This is a genomic window from Taishania pollutisoli (genome assembly GCF_014518315.1).
Lineage (GTDB): Bacteria > Bacteroidota > Bacteroidia > Flavobacteriales_D > Crocinitomicaceae > Taishania > Taishania pollutisoli.
Map to the genome: position 1 here is coordinate 109,653 of NZ_JACVEL010000003.1, position 20,724 is coordinate 130,376.

The window sequence follows — 20,724 nt, forward strand, 5'->3', positions numbered from 1 at the left end:
TGAACAAAAAAGTTATGCGTCTGTTTATTCCACTAATTCCAGATCAATCTGACGTTTTCTCGGGGAAACCTCATAGATGCGTACTTTCACCCGATCACCAAAATTGAATTCATTCTTGTATTTATGTCCGATGATTCTGAATTTCTCCGGATCAAAATAATAGCGGTCACCCGGAATCTGGTTCATCGGTACCATTCCTTCGCATTGATTTTCATCCATGCGGACATACATTCCCTGCTCGGCAATTCCCGAAACGGTTCCTTCAAATTCCTGCCCGATCTTGTCCAGCACAAAAATTGTCTGGAAGTATTTGGTTGATTCCCGTTCTGCTTCTGCCGCTTTTCGCTCATTGCGGGAAATGCGCTTACAAACATCGTCCAGACCACTTCCGTAGATGTGTTTTTTATGCGTCAGTTCTTCCATCAGAATCCGGTGAACAACCAAATCGGCGTAGCGGCGAATGGGTGACGTAAAGTGGGTATAGTATTCGAATGCCAATCCGTAATGCCCGATGTTTTCCATTTCATACGTCGCTTTTGCCATGGAGCGGATCGCCATGGATTGAATAATCGAATATTCATTTTCATAGCGTATATCATTTAACAATGCATTGATACTTTTGGATACGGTCTTCTGATCACTTGATTCCAGGTCATACCCGAATTTGTCAATGAACACCTTGAACAATTCGATCTTTGCCAGGTCCGGTTCATCGTGTACCCGGTATACAAACGGAATCGGATCACGGTCTTTTGAAGGTTTCCCGATAAATTCAGCAACGTGGCGATTGGCAAGCAACATAAATTCTTCAATCAGTTTGTGTGCATCTTTCGATGTTTTGATCAGCACCTCAACCGGGTTCTTATTCTCATCCAGCTTGAAACGCATCTCTTCCGATTCGATGTTCAGCGCTCCTTTTTTTAATCGCTTTTTTCGGTAAACTTTTGCGATTTTGTCCAGCATCAAAATCTGTTCTTTCAACTCATCTTCTTTTCCTTCGATGATCTCCTGTGCTTCTTCGTACGCGAAACGACGATCGGAATGAATTACGGTTTTTCCAAACCAGACATCTTTAATCGCTCCGTTTTCATCCATTTTGAACACAACTGAGAAGCTGTATTTATCTTCATTCGGACGCAGTGAACACGCAAAATTTGACAATTGCTCAGGCAACATCGGCACAACTCTGTCGACTAAGTAAACGGAGTTGGACCGGTGCAATGCTTCTTTGTCCATCGGCGACCCGGGACGCACATAGTGACTTACATCGGCAATGTGTACCCCGATTTCCAGATCACCGTTTTCCAGTCGTAAAAACGACAGGGCGTCATCAAAGTCTTTGGCATCAAACGGGTCAATGGTAAAGGTAAGGACATCCCGCATATCGCGTCGATTTTTGATTTCCTCTTCATCCAGGTCCATGGTGACTTCTTCCGCCTGTGCAATGACTTCCTGCGGAAATACATAATCAATCCCCTGGTTTACCAGAATGGAAATCATCTCCGTGTCATTGGCTGTTCGCTGGCCTAATCGCTCTACAACTTCTCCATACGGACTGGCTGCAGATTCCGGCCAAACGGTGATTTTCACTAATACTTTTTCTCCGTCTTTGGCACCGTTCAGTTTTTCCTTTGGAATAAAGATGTCGGTTCCTACCCGTTGGTTATCCGGAACTAAAAACGCAAACGTATCGTGTAATTGTATTGTCCCCACAAAATGTGTCCGCTCACGCTCGATAACCTCAACAACTTCTCCTTCTACCCGGGTTTTACCAAAGCGTGTCAATCGTATTTTTACTTTATCCCCACCGATGGCTTTTCCTACCGACTTCGGATCGATGTAAATGTCTTTTTCATGTCCTTCCACGGTTACAAATCCAGCCCCCCGATTGTTTAAATCCAGGTATCCTTCCAGGAAAGCAGCCGTTTTGTTCAACGTATATGTGCTGTGGCTCACCGCCCGCAAAAATCCTTGTTCAACCAACTCCTGCAACACAGAATATGCTAATTTTCTGAGAGCTCCGTCCCGCATGTCCAGTAATGTGCACACCTGCCGGTGTGTTAATTCGCTTCCTTCGTTTTTCTCAAACAACTTACGAACCAGTACTGTAAGGCTTCCTTTGAGGTTGTTTTTCTTTTTTCCGTTGGTATTTTTATCTTTCTTTTGTTTTTTTCTGTGACTCATAAGTGCTAAATTACATTCTTTCATTGGTTTTAACTGTTCTGGTGATGATTAAATTTTCTTAAAAGTCGATCGGGAGAGTGCTTAATTGGAATGAGGAGGTTCATTTCTGTACATTTTTCTTACTTTTAGTCAGCGATAATTCAGGAAAATGGAAAAATCAGGATTTATACAAAGTGTAACGAAAGACGGAGACGAACATAAACTGTTTTATACCTTATTTGAACCGGAAGATCAACCTGTCAGAGCGACATTGCTGGTATTACACGGAATGCAGGAACACAGTGGCCGCTATGCTGCGTTTGCCCGCTTCCTGAAAAACCGTGGAATTGTTGTTGTGACCTATGACCATCTGGGACACGGAAAAACGGCACAGCGGAAAGAAGATCTCGGATTTTTTATCCCCCGAAATGCCCGTGAACAAGTGGTCATTGATGCGGAAAACTTAGCTGCATACCTGGAAACAAAATACCCGTATGTTCCTCATTTTGTGCTGGGGCATTCCATGGGTTCTTTTATTACACGCTGTTTATTGCAACAAGCACATCAACGCTTTGATGGTGCTGTCATTGTAGGAACGGGTGGGAAAATTAAGGGAATCGCGATCGGGAAAGTGCTGATTTCCGTTTTGAATGCAATTGCTCCACGCTACCGCAGCCGGTTGATCAATAATGTGTTTGCGAAGATGAATAATTCCCGTTTTAAACAGGAGGGGAATTATAAAAACACCAATTGGCTGAGTGTCAGCAAAGAGAATCGGGATGCTTTTCTCGCCGATGAATTGTGCGGAATTCCGTTTACAAACAATGGATTTCACACCTTGATCTCTGTCAATATGGATGCCACAAAAAGGGATTGGGCGGAAACGATGATCCGTAAGTTCCCCCTGCTGTTTGTAAGTGGGGTTGATGACCCGATCGGAGCTTTCAGCAAGGGAGTTTTACAAACGGTTGATCAACTGAAAAAAGACGGATTTGAGGATGTAACGGTGAAAATCTATCCGAACATGCGCCATGAAATTTTAAATGAAACGGAAAAAGAGACGGTATACGAAGATATTGGAAACTGGCTTTCCGACCGATTAAGGTAACTGCCATCCCGCCACTAATCAACAGACCGATAAAATCGCTATATTCGTGCTTGTAATTATTTTTCAATATGTCAAAATTACCTTCTGTAGGAACAAGTATCTTCAGCGTGATGTCGAAAATGGCGTTGGAGCACAAGGCCATTAATTTATCTCAGGGTTTTCCCAACTTCCCGATTGATGAGCGATTGACAGAAATCCACAGCAGAATCGTCCTGGAAGCTCAAAGCAATCAATACTGCCCGATGACAGGTCATCCGCAATTACTGGATGGTTTACAGAGATTGATTTTACAATCGTACGGCAGAACCGTGAATCCTGCAACTGAATTATTGGTAACCGCAGGTGCTACACAAGCGATTTTTACCATTTTACAGGCATTAGCCGACAAAGGTGATGAAGTCATTGTGCTCGATCCGTGCTATGATTCATACGAATCCGCAATAATTTTATCGGGCGCAAAACCGGTACATGTCGCCCTGAATGAGCACTATCTCCCGGACTGGAACGCTATTGAAAAGGCCATTACACCCAATACCCGTTTTATTCTTACGAATGATCCGCACAATCCTTCGGGGAGAATCTGGTCGGAGCGTGATTATGAAGCGTTGGAAACATTGGTAGAGAAAAATCCGCATTTACTGGTTCTCTCGGATGAAGTTTACGAGTACATTACCTTTGAAAAGAAACACATTTCCATCAATCAACGATCTAAATTGCACGAAAGAGCTCTTTCAGTGAGTTCGTTCGGAAAAACGTTTCACATTACAGGTTGGAAGATTGGTTATATTGTTGCTCCGCAACACCTGATGGATGAAATTAAAAAAGTACATCAGTTTCTGGTATTTTGTGTGAACAGTACTGCACAGGCAACATTAGCCGCTTATCTGGATGTAGTAAACGTGAACGAATTGGGCCGGTTTTACCAACAAAAAAGAGATGTATTCCAATCGTTGATGAACGGCAGCCGTTTCGAACTGCTTCCTTCGGAAGGAACATATTTCCAGTTGGCCAGCTATGCCAACATCAGCAATGAAGATGATGTCACATTTACCAAGCGGATTTTAACCGAGCATCAGGTTGCAACGATTCCTGTTTCTGTCTTCAATGCAGACGGGCGGGATTTGAAACACATTCGTTTCTGTTTTGCAAAAACAGATGAAACATTGATTCAGGCTGCTGAGAAATTAAAACACATCTAACACCTCTTTTCAATTCCAATGAAAGATTTAAACGTAACACTTGTACAGGCTGATCAGATCTGGGAAGACAAAGCTGCAAATTTCCGCAACTATGAACGTCTGTTATCCGAAATTGATCAGACAGATTTGATCTTGCTCCCGGAAATGTTCAACACCGGTTTTTCCATGAATGCCCCGGCATTGGCGGAACCGTTCAATCATTCTACTTCGGTTCAATGGTTACAAGAACTTGCCCGTACAAAGGATGCGGCTATTTATACATCATTGATTATTGAAGAAAACGGCAACTATTACAACCGTGGCGTATTTGTTCAACCGGACGGAACGATTTCGGTATATGACAAACGAAAAACGTTTGGACTTGCAGGAGAAGACAAAGTCTATTCCAAAGGAGAGCGATCCGTTATTGTCAACTACAAAGGTTGGAGCATTCGTTTGCAGATTTGTTACGATCTCCGCTTTCCGGAAATTTCACTCAATCACCAACTGGACAATGCTCCTCAATACGATTTATTACTGTATGTAGCCAACTGGCCGGAACGACGCAGTGTGCACTGGAGAAGTTTACTTCCAGCCCGGGCGATTGAAAACCAGGTATATGTCGCTGCGGTCAACCGTGTCGGAAATGATCAGGCTGGTTTGACCTATTCAGGAGATAGCTGTGTGATCGACTTACTGGGAAACCGATTGATGGATATTACGCAGGAAGAGCAGGTGGTCAGCATCCGTTTGTCGCACAAAAAATTACAGGATTTGAGAGGAAAATTACCGTTTCTGAAAGACCGGGAAATTTGAATCAACTCAGAAATTTTGAACTGACCGGAAGGAATTTAAACCAGTAATAAAATTTATACCTTTGTTCCATGCAGAAAAAAACAGGCGTCGCGATTTTAGGATCAACCGGTTCGATCGGAACGCAGGCATTGGAAGTCATTGAGGCCTATCCGGACAAATTTGATCTGCAGGTCATCACCGCAGGAAAAAATGCTGCTTTATTGATTGAACAAGCCATCCGGTTTCAACCCAATACGGTCGTCATTACGGACGAAAGTCAGTACCAGTACGTCAAAGATACGCTCTGGTCACACGACATTCATGTGTACTGCGGAGAAGCAGCTTTGTGCCAGGTGGTAGAAGCAACAGAAATTGATGTGGTGCTGACGGCTCTGGTTGGTTACGCCGGGTTAAAACCGACTTTACACGCCATTTGGGCAAAGAAAAACATTGCGCTGGCCAACAAAGAAACATTGGTTGTTGCCGGAGAACTGGTTACTACCGAAGCACAGCGAAACGGTGTGAATATTTACCCGGTGGATTCTGAACATTCGGCCATTTTTCAGTGTTTAGTTGGTGAGTTTCACAATAAAATTGAAAAAATTTACCTGACCGCTTCCGGAGGACCGTTCCGCGGATTCACCTACGAGCAGTTACAAATCGTAACAAAAGCACAGGCATTGAAGCACCCGAACTGGGACATGGGTGCAAAGATTACCATTGATTCGGCAACGATGATGAACAAAGGACTGGAAGTCATTGAGGCCAAATGGCTGTTCGGATTGAAGCCGGAGCAAATTGATGTAATTGTTCACCCGCAATCGGTTATTCACTCACTGGTTCAGTTTGAAGACGGAGCCATGAAAGCTCAAATGGGGGTGCCGGACATGAAGCTCCCGATTCAGTTTGCTTTGACTTATCCGAATCGCTGGAAGACGGATTTCCCGCGTTTCAATTTTATGGATTACCCGCAGCTGACATTTCAACAACCAGACCGGCAATTGTTTAAAAATTTAGACCTGTCATACCAGGCGATGGAAAAGGGAGGAACTGCTGCGTGTACATTGAATGCCGCCAATGAAATTACTGTTCAGGCATTTTTAGAAGAAAAAATTGGTTTTTTAGACATCGCTGCTATCAACGAACGGGTAATGCGCGACATGCCGGTTGTTTTTAATCCGACATTGGACGATTATGTACGGATGGATAAAGAAAGTCGGGAACTGGCCGTGAAAAATATATCCCGATTGTGAACTAACTGTATAAAAAACATGCTATTATGTACTACTTGAAATCGCTTTTTGTATTGTTTTCTCTCTTTGTTTCGTTTACAGCCACTTCGCAAAACCTGGACAGCCTTCTGCAAGCGCTTCCGACCATGAAAGAAGATACCAACAAAACGATTGCACTGCAAAAGATTGCTTCAATATACCTCTTTACAGATCTGGAGTATTCCAAAAAATACACGGATACACTCTTACGGCTGACAACAAAAATTTCGGACAACAAAAGAACAGGTCAGGCATATCAGTTGTATGGAGAATATTACTATCGAAACAATGACTGGCTGAACATGAAACGTTCACTTGAAAAAGCCAAAACTTTTTTTAGTACTAAAACCGATAAGGCTGAGTTCATCCCTATTAATTCGCTATATGCACAGTATTACTCAAAAATGGGTGATTCAGAGACTGCAATTAATATGTATTTAAAATCATTGCGCTCCTACGAAGAGTTAAATGATAAAGCAGGAGAAGGAAAAACACTGTCCTCAATTGCGTTTTTAATGGGAAAAAATAAACGCTACAAAGAAGCTGAAGACTACTACTTAAAAGCCATCCGTATTCGAAAAGAATTGGGAGATAAACGTGGTGAATCTCTGATCTATCTTAATTTAGGATCATTCTACTGTGAGCAGGAGCAATATGAAAAAGCGTATCCTACTATTCAGGCAGCATTAACCATTCAGAAAGAACTGGGAGATAAAATCATTATTGCAGGGTGTGAGGCCAACCTGGCCAACCTCTACAACAAGAAGAATGAATATCAGCAATCATTAAATTTAACCGATAAATTGCTGTCATTTTATATTGAGCAAAACAATACGCAAACCCTCATTATTTTATACATCTACCGGGCTGCTTCCTACACCGGATTGAAAGATCAGGAAAAGGCACTCAAACAATTGGAATTAGCAGACCAATTGTTGATCAGTGGCGACAAAATAACGGAAGCCTACATCAACAGTGAATACTACAAAACATACAAAGCATTCGGAAATACTGCACAAGCGCTGAAGTATTACGAAAAAACCGTTGAACTCGAAAAAGAAAACAATACACTGGAGATGCAAAATAACATTTCCAAACTAAAAGAACTCTACGAAACGGAACAGAAAGAACAAGAAAATAAAGAGTTAAAACAAGCAAATGAAATCAATCAATTACAATTAAAAAACAATCGGTATTTATTGATTGGAATTCTATCACTTTCTGTCTTAATTGTTTTGGTCTCCTTACTTATTATCCGAACCAACAGAATTAAATCACGGGAAAAAAATGTGCAGTTGCAACAGAAATTGTTGGTTTCCCAGATGAATCCACACTTTATCTTCAATTCACTGAACTCCATCCAAAATTTCATTTATAAACAAGATGCGCTCAACGCCTCCACCTACTTAAGTCGCTTTTCCGAGTTGATGCGCATGATTCTCACCTTCTCAAGAAAAGATCAGATTACCCTTGCAGAAGAAAAACAATTGCTGGAACGTTACCTGGAGATACAGAAGCTCCGTTTCGGAGATAAATTAACCTGGGAAATCACATCCGATGAATCAATAGACGAAGAAAATGTATTGATTCAACCCATGCTGGCACAACCATTTATTGAAAATTCTTTGGAACACGGCTTGTTTAAAAGTCAAGAAACCGGAATCATTTCCATTCGTTTTAATAAAGAAAAGGATTACCTCATTTTTGAAATAGAAGACAACGGAACCGGATTGGATACAGCTGTCAAAAAATCCGGAAGTCACGAATCCCTCGCAACAAGAATTACACACGAACGGATTTCCGGTATCAGAACACTCACAGGGAAAAATACTGTTTTTGAAGTAATTAATTTAAAGGACCTTCACCCGGAGCAGCACGGTGTAAAAGTTGTGTTCAAAATTCCTTATCAAACCTTATTATAACTCCATGAAAGCAATCATTATCGACGACGAAGGAAACAGCCGGGAATTACTCGAAAACATGTTGGGGTTGTATTGTCCTACCATTCAGATTGCAGGAACTGCCGAATCTGTTCAAACAGGATATGCCGCTATTCAGAAACATCAACCGGATGTAATTTTCCTGGATGTACAAATGGGGGACGGAACGGGTTTTAACCTACTTTCTTTGTTTGATACGGTTCCGTTTCATGTGATTTTTACCACTGCTTACCAGGAATATGCCATTCGCGCCTTTCAATACAGCGCTGTCGATTATCTGCTCAAACCCATTTCTCCCGAGTACCTGGTAAAGGCGGTCAACAAAGTACAGAAGTTACATCACTCAGAAGCTGAAATTCAAACCCTGCTCGACAACCTCAAACAACCGGAAGACAAGAAAATTGTTGTTAAAACCCATGACCGGATCTATGCTCTGTACATAAAAGACATTATTCGCTGTGAAGCAGATAGCAGCTACACCACTCTTTTCCTGCAAAACGGCCATAAAATTGTGGTTGCCAAACAACTCAAAGAATTTGATGAAACACTTTCATCGGATGGGTTTATGCGCGTGCATCAAAGTCACCTCATCAATCTAAACCATCTCTTCTACTATCAAAAAGGAACCAACCTTGTGATTATGAACGATGAAAGTTCCATTCCTGTTTCTGCCAAGAAAAAAGAAGAATTACTGACTTTCATCGCTTCCAAATAATCAATACCAAACAGTTCCCTGCAAATACCAAACGAATGTGTTCAAACACGAAGTACTCTCCTTTCTTCTGAATGAATTTGAATAATTTTACACCGTTTTTAATTAAAAAAACAGTGATTATGAAACAACTCATTACAGTTGCATTGATGTTTATAACGGGTATTTATGCATTTAATCAAACACCTCAGGCGGATTGGGTGCATCAATATGGGCGTTCCGTTGAAGGAATACACATCGATGCGGTTGGAAATATTTTTTCCGTAGGAAGATTTACTCAAACGACATTCGGAAGCATCCCGCTTAATTATCAAACTGGTGGAAATTGTTTTCTATACAAAAGTGACGCAGCTGGAAATGTATTATGGGCGAAACAATACGCACAGACTTCATCATTACCTATTAATGTCGTTACCGATGTGCAAACAGATGTAGCTGGAAACATCTATATATATGGGCTTTTTTCAGAAACAGTCGAATTCGGATCGACAACATTAACTTCATCCGGAGCAACGGACTTATTTCTCTGCAAGCTGGATTCCAACGGTAATGTGATTTGGGCAAAGAAATATGGAAACAGTGGATATGATATAGGATATAATGGGAATATGGAGGTAGATGACAACGGAAATGTATACATCGGAGCACGTTTTCAGGTTTCTATCACGATCGGATCGACAACCTACAACTCTGCAGGAGCAGAAGACCTTATTTTTATGAAAATTAATACCGCCGGGAATGTTGTTTGGAGTAAAAAATTCGGCGGAATAGGAAAGGATGAAAACCATGGTATAGCCATTGATGCATCCGGAAATAGTTACTATGTCGGTTCATTTGCCAATACGGTTGCATTCGGATCAACCTCCCTGACGGCAACGGGAAGTTCGGATTTTTATATTGTAAAACTCGGCCCTACCGGAGATGTTATTTGGGCAAAAAAAATGAACAGTACCGGATCAGGGACAGGGATAGGTATCAAACTAACTGATGACGGAATCGTTTATGTTTCCGGAACATTTATGGGAACGTTATCTTTTGGAGGTTTTAGTGTGAGTTCCTCATCTTCTTCAAATATAGATGCGGTCTTTTCAAAATTAGATACCAACGGAAATGTGCTCTGGTTAAAAAAAGTAGGATCAACTGTAAATGCATATAACAGTTGTCTTGCGGTAAAACCAGATGGAAACATTGTTTTAAGCGGGGAGTTTACCGGGACGTCTGTTGCAGGAAGTTCTGCAGGAAGTTTTGATGTGTACGTTTCCGAGTACACACCCGCAGGATCATTTGTCTGGGCAAAAAAATTCGGATCAACGGGTGGCGATTTGAATAGAAGCCTTGCCGTAGGTCCGGACAATGCTATTTATGTAGGGGGATCTTTTACAGGAACCGTGTCATTTGATTCCTATACACTAACAGAAACATCAAATGATGAAGCATACTTGGTGCGCTTAAGCAACTGTGATCCGACAACGCACACGATTACTGAAACAGCATGCGGAAGTTTTCAACTCAATAATGAAACTTACACAACAAGTGGTACTTACACACAAGTGTTGGAGAATGCTGCTGGTTGTGACAGTACAATCACATTAAACCTGACAATCAATCAGCCGACAAGTGCTTCAATTGCTGTTACCGAATGTCAATCGTACACATGGCCGTTGAATAACCAGACATACACTTCTTCCGGAACATACACACATGTAATTCCAAATGCAACTAACTGTGATTCGACAATTACGTTGAACTTAACGATCAATCAATCGACCAACTCTTTGGTTGCAATTACAGAATGTGAATCATACACGTGGCCGTTGAACAACCAGACGTATACAACATCCGGAACATATACACACGTGATTCCGAATGCGAATAACTGTGATTCGACGATTACATTGAATTTAACAATCAATCAACCAACTTCATCAACAATGACACAAGCAGCATGCGGAAGTTATACCCTGAACGGACAAACATACACCACTTCCGGAACGTATACGCAGGTTATTCCAAATGCTAACAACTGTGACAGCACCATTACATTGAATTTGACAATCATTGAGGTGAATACAACCGTTACTGCCAGTGGGATTGTTTTAACCGCAACTCAATCCGGTGCAACATATCAATGGATCGATTGCGACAACAACGATGCACCAATCGCAGGAGCAACGTCTCAGTCATTCACACCCACTCAAAACGGAAACTATGCAGTAACAATCTCTGCGAATGGATGTTCGGAAACCTCTGATTGTGTGTCGGTTAATTCGGTTGGAATTGAAACAATCGAACAAAATGACTGGTCCGTTTATCCGAACCCGGGTAGTGGGGTGTTTACTGTTTCGCCCGCGCAGGTATTCAATGATGTTTTAATCGAAGTTTATTCTTCTTTAGGACAATTAGTGTATGAATCCACCCATTCCGGAAAAGAAATCATAATTAACCTGAATGAACAGCCAAACGGTGTTTATATTTTGAACATCAATAAGCAACCATTTAGAGTAGTAAAATTTTAGTTTAATTAATTATTTATACAATGAAAAAGATTTTGTTGAGTATCATTTTCTTACAAAGTATCATCTTATTTGGGCAAGCTCCTTTAACAGCTTGGGTACATAATTATGGTGGTGCTACGGCTGACGATTTAGGAAGGGCCGCATATGTTGACAATAACGGCAATGTATACACAACGGGGCATGTCAGTGGTGTTGCTTCGTTTGGATCAATTGGTTCTTCTCCCATCGGAACAACCGCCGATGTTTTTATTTCAAAAACGAATGCAAACGGAACTGTTGAGTGGGTTAAACGATTTGGAGGAACCGGAAGTGGTTATAGTTTAGGAACATCCATTAAGGTAGACGATAATGGAAATATTTATGTCGTTGGTCAATTTTCAACGGCCACAATTACATTTAATTCTTATGTTCTCACTCGTAATAGTGCCCAAAGTGGATTTGTGGTGAAAATGAATGCTTCCGGAACTGTTCTATGGGCAAAAGGTTCATCGGGGACTACAGCATATGGGGGATGCTATGACATTGATGTAGATGAAAACAGCAATGTTTATGTTACTGGAAGTTATAATGGTTATTCGTTTCAGTTAGGTGGTATTAATATAACCTCAATGGGTGGACAGGAAAAAGACTGTTATATCATCAAACTTGGGCCAAATGGGACTGGGCTTTGGGGAGTAAGTTTTGGAGACGTGACCGGAGATATAGATGTTGATGGATCAGTAAAGGTTGATAATACGGGTAATATTCTGGTGACAATGACCACATATGGGAATTCAGTTAAGATCGGTACAATCACCTTGAATCCAACAGAAGGAAGAGCTGCCTGTTACTTTAATATGGATGCAAACGGTAGTGTGTTGTGGGCCAACACGATAGAAAATGGAAATCTTATATCATCTAACCTATCCGCCCAGAGTTTAGGAACAGATGCTGTTGGGAATATATATATAGGAGGTGCTTTCGAAATATCAACTGTAATAGGAACTACCTTTCTTTCTTCTGCAGGCGGATACGACTGTTTTGTAGCAAAAGGAGATCCCGACGGAAATATCTTGTGGGCAAAACGATTGGGATCAACCGGTACAGATCAGTTCTATGCGATCTCAACAGACAGTGGTGGGAATATTTATGTTTCCGCATCATTCGCCAACAGCACTACAATTGCACCTGGAATTACTGTAAGTGGCTCCCAACTTATAAAAATAGATACAAATGGGAATATTCTTTGGGCTAAAAGTATACCTATCAATGAAATGTTCTTAGCTAAAAACAGTTCAACACATGTATATGCAACGGGGACACTAAATGGCACAAAAACATTTGACACATTTTCGGTAACCTCTTCCGGGACTAAAGATATTGTTTTGGTGAAACTAAATCCGGACTGTTCTCCTGTTACTCATACTATTTCACAAACCGCATGTGGCAATTTCACCTGGACAACAGGAAACGGACAAACTTATAACACAAGCACGACAGCAACACATACAATTGTCGGCGGAGCAGCGAATGGATGTGACAGCATTGTTACGTTGAACCTGACAATCAATCAGCAGACTAATTCCTCTGTTACAATGAGTCAATGTGAAGCTTACACGTGGCCGATCAATAATCAAACATACACAGCTTCAGGAGCATACACACATGTCATTCCGAATGCGAATAACTGCGACAGTACGATTACGTTGAACTTAACGATCAATCAGCCAACCAGTTCTTCGGTTACTATTACTGAATGTGAAGCTTACACATGGCCACTGAACAACCAGACGTACACAACATCCGGAACGTACACACACGTAATTCCGAACGGAAATAATTGTGATTCAACGATTACGTTGAACCTGACAATCAATCAGCCAACTTCATCAACATTGACGCAAACAGCATGCGGAAGTTATACCCTGAACGGACAAACGTACACCACTTCCGGAACGTATACGCAGATTATTCCAAATGCAGCAAACTGTGACAGTACGATTACGTTGAACCTGACAATCAATCAGCCAACTTCATCAACATCGACGCAAACAGCATGCGGAAGTTATACCCTGAACGGACAAACGTACACCACTTCCGGAACGTATACGCAGGTTATTCCAAATGCTAACAACTGTGACAGCACCATTACATTGAATTTGACAATCAATGATGTGAATACAACCGTTACTGCCAGTGGGATTGTTTTAACCGCAACTCAATCCGGTGCAACATACCAATGGATCGATTGCGACAACAACGATGCACCAATCGCAGGAGCAACGTCTCAGTCATTCACACCCACTCAAAACGGAAATTACGCAGTAGCAATCACTGCAAACGGATGTGCGGAAACATCTGATTGTGTGCCGGTCAATTCGGTTGGAATTGAATCCGTAGAACAAAACGGATGGTCTGTTTATCCAAATCCGGGGAACGGGGTATTCATGGTACAAGGAGAATCCGTAAATACTGCAACCATCAAAGTAATGAATTCTTTGGGTCAGGAATTAACACCTGCCACTACTTTTTCTAACAATATCCTTACGATCGATTTGGGTCAGGAAGCATCGGGAGTATACCTGTTGGAAATTTATGACGGAAAGTCATCTATCACTATTCGGTTGCTTAAGCAACGGTAAATTTTAGGTTCATATGATAGCAAAATGCTCCTGCCACAAAGCAGGAGCATTTTTTTTGTCGCGGGTTGAATGGTTGTAACCCAAATAAAATTCCATACATTTAAGCACAAGTATGCACTTCATTCTTCCTTAATCAACTGCTAATAAATATGCTGGCAATTGATTATATAAAAAACCGTAAGTGTTATGAATCCTATTTTTAGAACAAAAACTTCATCGATGGTTCGCTGTCTGATAAAAATTATTTCCACATGAATTTTTCTAAACTCATTGCGTTACTCTTGTTTTGTTTCGTCTGCTTTATCTCCAAAGGACATGAAATAGATCAGTTACTTCAAAAAATACCGCACACATCCGTTGAAAAAGAGAAGATAGAATTGTGGGAACAAGTCATTAACCTCAGTATCTGGCAGAAATCAGAAAAAGAAACCAAAGCATACATTGACCGGCTTGATCAATACAGCCGGGAACGAAACAATGCGTATGGCGTTGCTACTGCCGATTTATTGTATGCAAAATACTATGAACGGCAGCAAGAGATGGATAAAGCAACGGAATATGCGGATAAGGCATACACCTATTTTCTCCGTCACAACAATCAGTTGGGAATGTGTAAGTCGTTGCGTCAAAAAGGATTCAATGCATTTAAAGTCAGCAACATTGAACAGGCAACTGAATTTGCTTATCGCTCATTGGATCTGAGTGTTTCCATCAACAACAAGCTCCAGGAAGGCTTGTGTCTGAGTCAGGTCGGTCTGTTTGTTTTTGGTTCACAACCTGAAGAAGGTATAAAATTGCATAAACAAGGGTTTGAATTGTTAATAAAAATCGGTGCAAAAAGGGAAGCCTCTATCACAGCAATTACACTCTCCACACTTTATCTGAATAGTGGTGATGACGTCAAAAGTCAGCATTACATTGATACATTTTTTATACTTCAGCAATCGTTCAACGACGTAGGATTACTGGCAGAAGGAAAAGCAAATGCGGCTATTCTTGCGTTAACTCTTGGAAGTCCAAATCAGGCAGAACGACTGTTGGAAGAAAGTGGTGCTTACTTTTCACAAATTGACAGTGAGGTCATCCAGGCAAAATATTTACGGATAAAAAGTGTTTTCTACCGGGAAAGTAACCGGTACCCGCAGGCAATAGAGGCAGCAAATAAAGCATTGACACTTCTTGAATCCAGGCAAGGGCTGGACAATGAAAAAGGAATGTTACACTACTCTCTTTTTGTTTGTTACAAAGCATTAAGACAATATGAGCAGGCAATTTCAGCTTATGAGCAGGCTGTTAATCACGAGTTTGCGATGTACGATGAGCGGACGCAGCTGGGAATCGCCGACATGAAAGAAAAGTATGAAACAGAAAAGAAAGAACTCGAAAATAAACAACTGAAAAAAGCAAATGAGGTCAGTCAACTGAAATTAAAAAACAACCAATACCTCTTGATTGGTTTACTGTTACTTTCACTATTTATCGGGATCGTTTCGTTGCTTATTTTCCGAAACAGTAAAGTAAGGGCACGGGAAAAGAACCTCCAGTTACAACAAAAATTACTCCGCTCCCAGATGAATCCGCACTTTATGTTCAATGCCCTTTCATCCATTCAGCATTATATGTACGCCAATGACAGTGACAAAGCAGGAGATTTTCTTTCTTCTTTCGCCCGCCTGTCGAGAGGAATCCTGGACCATTCACAGGTGGAAGCAATACCGCTGGAAAAAGAGATTCAGTGGTTGAATGACTATGTAAAACTGCAACAGCTTCGTTTTGAAAATGAAGTTGAATTTACCCTCCACATTGATGAAAACATTGATTTGTTCAGTACGTTGGTTCCTCCTATGTTGGTACAGCCATTTGTAGAAAATGCGTTTGAACATGGATTCAGGAACCTCAACCACACCGGTGTTTTAACAATTGACTATACAAAAGAAGGCCAGCGCATTATCATCCGGATTCAGGACAATGGCCGGGGATTCTCTCAGCAACAAATAACCGAACAGGACGGTTCTCATGTTTCACAAGCCATGCGGATTACCCGGGAGCGACTGACTTTATTAAACAAAGGAAAAAGTAACAAAGTCCAGATTACCGTTGAATCACAACCTGAACAAGGAACAACTATTTCGTTTAGCATTCCCCTTATCACACTAAAATAGCACGCACCATGGACATACTGATTGTTGACGATGAAAAAAACTCACGCGGAACCATCAAAAAAATGTTGGAGCGAATGGAGTTTGACAACCTTAGCCTGAGAGAAGCCGAAAGTGTTGCAACTGCGGGGGCAAGTATCAGAGCACAAAAACCGGACTTAATCCTGCTGGATATTCAGCTAAAGGATGGAAACGGATTCGAGGTACTCCGCGACATGGTGTACACAGACATTCCCGTTATTTTTATCACCGCTTATGAGGAATTTGCTGTGAAGGCATTTAAGTTTTCGGCGTTGGATTACCTGTTGAAACCGATTATGTTCGATGAATTTTCAGCAGCGGTAAAACGGGCCGGAAAAAGAATTGAACGGGAAAAGATCGCAGACAGAATGGATCTATTCATGCAGCATTTTCGAGTGGAACAACCCAGTGCCACTATTGCATTAAAAACAACCGAAAGCATCCACATCGTACCCATTGACGATATTTTGTACTGTGAAGCAAGCGGATCATACACCAAATTTTATCTCAAGGACCAGCAAAAAATAATGGTTTCCAAAACCTTGTCTGATTACGAAGAACTGATCAACCGATCGTACTTTTTACGTGTCCACCAAAGCTTTTTAGTTAACATGAAACATGCGATTCGCTACGAAAGAGGTGAAAACGGTGTATTGGTCAATAGCAATGGGGATAAGATTCCGGTTTCTTCCCGACGAAAAGAATTGGTGTTAAATTACATTCAGAACATGTAAAAAACAAATGCTAATTTTTCGGTTATAAAATAAAGACAGACACTTATTAATTATTCACCGACGAATCTCCTCACCTGTTCCTGTGCATGGAAAGAAGATACTATCTTCGCCACCGATTCACAAGGAAAAGGAAATTATAAACTACAACTACACAGATGAAATAAGGGCAGCTTGTTAAGCTGCCCTGTTGTTGTTTAATCATTCCGCTAAATCGTATTCGTTTTCTTTTACATCGCCCGTCATTCTGAAAGAAATAACGTAAGATTGTTAATCTTCGGTTATCAAATTGTTCACCAAAAACAAAATCATTATTTTTGAGAAAACATTTTGCATGAAAATCTCATTGGTTGTTTCCCTGGTTGCGCTCGTACTGATTTCTGCCTGTGGTTTGCAGTATACTCCTACAGAAACCCGGGAAGACCTTTCCCAGAAACGAAAAAATGCCGTCAGCCAATACATTCGTGATTCTTACAAAGATTCCAGTGTTGTGTATCAATCACTGGTTTTTGCTCCTTCAACATTGATCAAGCCTTACCACCACCGACTATTGGATTCACTGTATGAAATCAAGTTTGAAAATGAGCAGTCGGGAAGGTTTGACAAAGACCTGGAAGAAAAAATCAACAACCAGAAAAATGTGATTGCCAACAGCAAGGAAAAAATTGCATACATTGAACACCACGTATACAGTATTCAAACGCAAGGAACCTCTAATGTTTATTATGCGGATGTAAATTTCGGAACCAGTGATACGGTAACGGGATTTACCATTACACAATCCTACGAATTCCCGTCGGATCTGCTCCGGATTTTTAAATCCTACATCACCCGGGAATCGATTCTCTATCCGAATTATGGTCCGACCGAGGAAGAGAATGAATTTTATACGTTTTTTGATGAGGAAATGTCCCGACGACCTTCGTACGAACAAAATGAATTTTTGACGCACATGCTCAATACCTTTCTCATTGCGCGAACCATCCGTTCACTGGAAACAAAAAAGATCCTGGAACAGTTTGCTGTTATCCAGGTGGAAAACCGCAAATATGATCCCTTGCTGGATGTCATTCACAGCGTCAACGGTGTATGGGAAAACGATGAATTGTTGAAATACGAGGTTAGCTTTACCACACCGAAAGGAACTTTTATGGCAGAGTTTAATCCTTACTTTGAACCGATTTCTGTCAAAGGAGCGGCTGCTTCTAATTGATTTGAATTGTGCCGGGGACAAGTATCCAGGATTCTTACCCCCGATCACGAATTAATAAGACATTTTCTTCAGGGTTGTGCCATCGGAATAAATGTAAATTTTCAATCCTTTATAGGATTCATTTACCGTTTGCCCCATATTATTTACAATCTTTAATAGCGTTTTCCCGCTGCCATCTTCTGCATTATTGATGTAAATAATTTGTGATTTTTCTTCATTTCCGTCGTAATCTACAGAAATAACCTGGTAATAATTCTGGACATACCTGTAATTTTTGTCCGTTACCTCGTATTTTTTATCTGACTCAAACACCCCTTCGCTGGGAATCGTTTTTACTGTTGTCCAATCTGTTCCGTTTGTACTTCTGTTTAGAACATAATGTGACACGTTCATTTCATGGTCTACTTCCCAATACAATTTATTTTCTTCATTTTTATTCTCCCCTGTAAATTGTAATATATCACCTAATACAACAATATTGCAGTTTGTTGCAGCTGATCCACCTGTTTGTGAGAAGCTGATATACCCCGGATCTCCATCATAGTTTGTAATCATAACAACATAGGTGTTTCCTGCTGCTGCTGCAGGAGGAGTTGTTACCCCGATACAGCCTGTATTGCTCAAATAGCTTCCTCCCTGAACCCCTAGCCCAACAGTTTCAGTAGCAGATGCTGAATAACCTGATTGGATTGGTGCTGTTCCCGCTTCAATTGAATTACAAGCTGCAGTAGGGCTTGTAAACGGTCCCCACATCGTAAAATCCACATCAATACCTGTTCCGTTAACATCTTCCTGGGAAATAGTCAGTTGCAGGTTTCCACTTGTTTGAATTTCCATGTAATACCACACCGGGTTATATGTTGATGTCACACAACCATAATTTGGTCCTGTTTGTGCCGATGTAACACCTGTTATATTCGGGAATAAGATCGAAGCATCTGTGCAAAACGGTTCCGCATCATCACAAACCTGCCCTCCGGGTTGAGCAATATCAGGCGCTTGCATACAGGATCGTGAAATGGTAAACGGACCAGTATTCGTCGATGTTCCACTTGTACTATAATAGGTTACGTATACATAATAGGATGTGCCGGAAACAGTAATGAATGTATATGTCTCCGTTCCGCCGGTTCCGTCATCATCTTTACATATAACATTCGTAAGCGCACCACACGAACCTGAATAAATAATCAATTCATGATCCCAACCAGTTGCCGGAACCGTTATTGTCGTCTGTTGACCATCTCCCGTAAATTGATACCACACACCATATCGGCTTGCACATCCGGCCGGGTCAACAGGGCCCTGTACCGCAAAATTGGTCGTTCCTGATAAATTACTCGTTCCGCATGGTAAGCTCGTCGCATCTGCACACGCATCATTGGCCGGTGGTATTACCGGCACACAGGTTCTGGAAATGGTAAAAGGACCGGTATCTGTTGATGCCCCACTTGTGCTGTAGTGGCCCACATATACATAATAAGTAGTACCGTTAACCGTTACAAACGTATAGGATTCTACTGCTCCCGAAGAGCCTCCGTCCCTGCAAACAATATTTGTAAGTGAACCGCACGAACCCGAATATACAACCAACTCCGGATCCCATCCTGTTGGTGTCACCGAAATCGTTGTTTGCTGGCCATCTCCGGTAAACCGGTACCAGACACCATACCGACTTGCACACCCGGCCGGGTCAACAGGGCCCTGTACCGCAAAATTAGTTGTCCCTGATAAATTGGATGTTCCACACGGTAAACTAACCGCATCTGCACATGCATCATTCGGTGGTACTGTTATTGCCAAACAGGTTCTGGAAATGGTAAAAGGACCAGTATCTGACGCATTCCCATTTGTATTCATGTACGCAATATATATCAAATAGTTTGTACCGTTAACCGTTGTGAACGTGTACGTTTCTGTTCCTCCTGACCCGTTATTATCCCTGCAAACAATATTTGTAAGTGAACCACAAGCTCCTGAATAGATAACCATTTCATGATCCCATCCGCTCGCTGTTGATGAGATTGTTGTTTGCTGGCCATCTCCGGTAAACCGGTACCAAACACCCCGGCGACTTGCACACCCGGCCGGATCCGCAGGACTTTGGGCTGCCGATACAGTTGTACCTGCTAAATTAGTTGTGCCACATGCTAATGTTGTGGCATTTGCACATGCATCATTTGCCGGTTGGGCAATGACGGTTGTTTGTACCAGACAAACCAGAGAACAAAAAAGCAGTCTCGTTTTTTTGAACTTCGTTCCTTGTTTCATAAAGTGGTTTTCGTTTGTTTTTGAA

13 protein-coding genes are annotated in these 20,724 nt (G+C 41.4%); 11 read left to right on the forward strand and 2 right to left on the reverse strand.

Features of this window, described 5'->3' with window-relative positions; all coding sequences use genetic code 11:
• Positions 1–24: 24 nt before the first annotated feature.
• Positions 25–2,184 (reverse strand): ribonuclease R, encoded by a 2,160-nt coding sequence (rnr, locus tag H9Y05_RS05925; RefSeq protein ID WP_216713754.1) that lies wholly within the window; start codon positions 2,182–2,184, stop codon positions 25–27.
• 148 nt (positions 2,185–2,332) lie between these two features.
• Between rnr and H9Y05_RS05930 the strand changes: the two genes are divergently transcribed.
• The 11 genes from H9Y05_RS05930 to H9Y05_RS05980 all read left to right on the forward strand — a co-directional run bounded on the left by H9Y05_RS05930 (position 2,333) and on the right by H9Y05_RS05980 (position 18,428).
• Positions 2,333–3,271 carry an alpha/beta fold hydrolase gene (locus tag H9Y05_RS05930; RefSeq protein WP_163490232.1) on the forward strand — a complete coding sequence of 313 codons (939 nt, stop codon included), beginning with the start codon at positions 2,333–2,335 and terminating at the stop codon, positions 3,269–3,271.
• 68 nt (positions 3,272–3,339) lie between these two features.
• Complete coding sequence (locus H9Y05_RS05935) at positions 3,340–4,470, forward strand: methionine aminotransferase (protein ID WP_216713755.1); 1,131 nt, start codon at positions 3,340–3,342, stop codon at positions 4,468–4,470.
• A gap of 18 nt (positions 4,471–4,488) precedes the next feature.
• Positions 4,489–5,265, forward strand: a complete 777-nt coding sequence (locus H9Y05_RS05940; RefSeq protein WP_163490230.1) for an amidohydrolase — start codon at positions 4,489–4,491, stop codon at positions 5,263–5,265.
• Positions 5,266–5,333: 68 nt separating this feature from the next.
• Positions 5,334–6,497 (forward strand): 1-deoxy-D-xylulose-5-phosphate reductoisomerase, encoded by a 1,164-nt coding sequence (gene dxr, locus H9Y05_RS05945; protein ID WP_216713756.1) that lies wholly within the window; start codon positions 5,334–5,336, stop codon positions 6,495–6,497.
• A 26-nt stretch (positions 6,498–6,523) separates the two neighbouring features.
• Positions 6,524–8,437, forward strand: a complete 1,914-nt coding sequence (locus H9Y05_RS05950) for a tetratricopeptide repeat-containing sensor histidine kinase (protein ID WP_216713757.1) — start codon at positions 6,524–6,526, stop codon at positions 8,435–8,437.
• Positions 8,438–8,441: 4 nt separating this feature from the next.
• Positions 8,442–9,170, forward strand: a complete 729-nt coding sequence (locus H9Y05_RS05955) for a LytR/AlgR family response regulator transcription factor (protein WP_163490227.1) — start codon at positions 8,442–8,444, stop codon at positions 9,168–9,170.
• Positions 9,171–9,289: 119 nt separating this feature from the next.
• On the forward strand, positions 9,290–11,683 hold the full coding sequence (locus H9Y05_RS05960; protein ID WP_216713758.1) for a T9SS type A sorting domain-containing protein: 2,394 nt from the start codon (positions 9,290–9,292) through the stop codon (positions 11,681–11,683).
• A 20-nt stretch (positions 11,684–11,703) separates the two neighbouring features.
• The gene (locus tag H9Y05_RS05965; protein ID WP_216713759.1) at positions 11,704–14,304 is read left to right on the forward strand and encodes an SBBP repeat-containing protein; all 2,601 of its coding nucleotides are present in this window, start codon (positions 11,704–11,706) and stop codon (positions 14,302–14,304) included.
• A 251-nt stretch (positions 14,305–14,555) separates the two neighbouring features.
• Complete coding sequence (locus tag H9Y05_RS05970; protein ID WP_216713760.1) at positions 14,556–16,466, forward strand: sensor histidine kinase; 1,911 nt, start codon at positions 14,556–14,558, stop codon at positions 16,464–16,466.
• 8 nt (positions 16,467–16,474) lie between these two features.
• Positions 16,475–17,218: a LytR/AlgR family response regulator transcription factor gene (locus H9Y05_RS05975; protein ID WP_163490223.1), complete on the forward strand. Its 744-nt coding sequence runs from the start codon at positions 16,475–16,477 to the stop codon at positions 17,216–17,218.
• A 331-nt stretch (positions 17,219–17,549) separates the two neighbouring features.
• Positions 17,550–18,428, forward strand: coding sequence for a hypothetical protein (locus H9Y05_RS05980; RefSeq protein ID WP_216713761.1), 879 nt, complete (start codon positions 17,550–17,552; stop codon positions 18,426–18,428).
• Positions 18,429–18,479: 51 nt separating this feature from the next.
• On the opposite strand, the gene H9Y05_RS05985 is transcribed toward H9Y05_RS05980, so the two are convergent.
• Positions 18,480–20,699 (reverse strand): hypothetical protein, encoded by a 2,220-nt coding sequence (locus tag H9Y05_RS05985; RefSeq protein WP_216713762.1) that lies wholly within the window; start codon positions 20,697–20,699, stop codon positions 18,480–18,482.
• Positions 20,700–20,724 lie beyond the last annotated feature (25 nt).

Coding starts and splice junctions, on each gene's coding strand:
- H9Y05_RS05930 (WP_163490232.1), top strand. CDS start 2,333: ATGGAAAAATCAGGATTTATACAAAGTGTAACGAAAGACGGAGACGAA.
- H9Y05_RS05985 (WP_216713762.1), bottom strand. CDS start 20,699: ATGAAACAAGGAACGAAGTTCAAAAAAACGAGACTGCTTTTTTGTTCT.
- H9Y05_RS05965 (WP_216713759.1), top strand. CDS start 11,704: ATGAAAAAGATTTTGTTGAGTATCATTTTCTTACAAAGTATCATCTTA.
- H9Y05_RS05935 (WP_216713755.1), top strand. CDS start 3,340: ATGTCAAAATTACCTTCTGTAGGAACAAGTATCTTCAGCGTGATGTCG.
- H9Y05_RS05955 (WP_163490227.1), top strand. CDS start 8,442: ATGAAAGCAATCATTATCGACGACGAAGGAAACAGCCGGGAATTACTC.
- H9Y05_RS05960 (WP_216713758.1), top strand. CDS start 9,290: ATGAAACAACTCATTACAGTTGCATTGATGTTTATAACGGGTATTTAT.
- dxr (WP_216713756.1), top strand. CDS start 5,334: ATGCAGAAAAAAACAGGCGTCGCGATTTTAGGATCAACCGGTTCGATC.
- H9Y05_RS05980 (WP_216713761.1), top strand. CDS start 17,550: ATGAAAATCTCATTGGTTGTTTCCCTGGTTGCGCTCGTACTGATTTCT.
- H9Y05_RS05950 (WP_216713757.1), top strand. CDS start 6,524: ATGTACTACTTGAAATCGCTTTTTGTATTGTTTTCTCTCTTTGTTTCG.
- rnr (WP_216713754.1), bottom strand. CDS start 2,184: ATGAGTCACAGAAAAAAACAAAAGAAAGATAAAAATACCAACGGAAAA.
- H9Y05_RS05970 (WP_216713760.1), top strand. CDS start 14,556: ATGAATTTTTCTAAACTCATTGCGTTACTCTTGTTTTGTTTCGTCTGC.
- H9Y05_RS05975 (WP_163490223.1), top strand. CDS start 16,475: ATGGACATACTGATTGTTGACGATGAAAAAAACTCACGCGGAACCATC.
- H9Y05_RS05940 (WP_163490230.1), top strand. CDS start 4,489: ATGAAAGATTTAAACGTAACACTTGTACAGGCTGATCAGATCTGGGAA.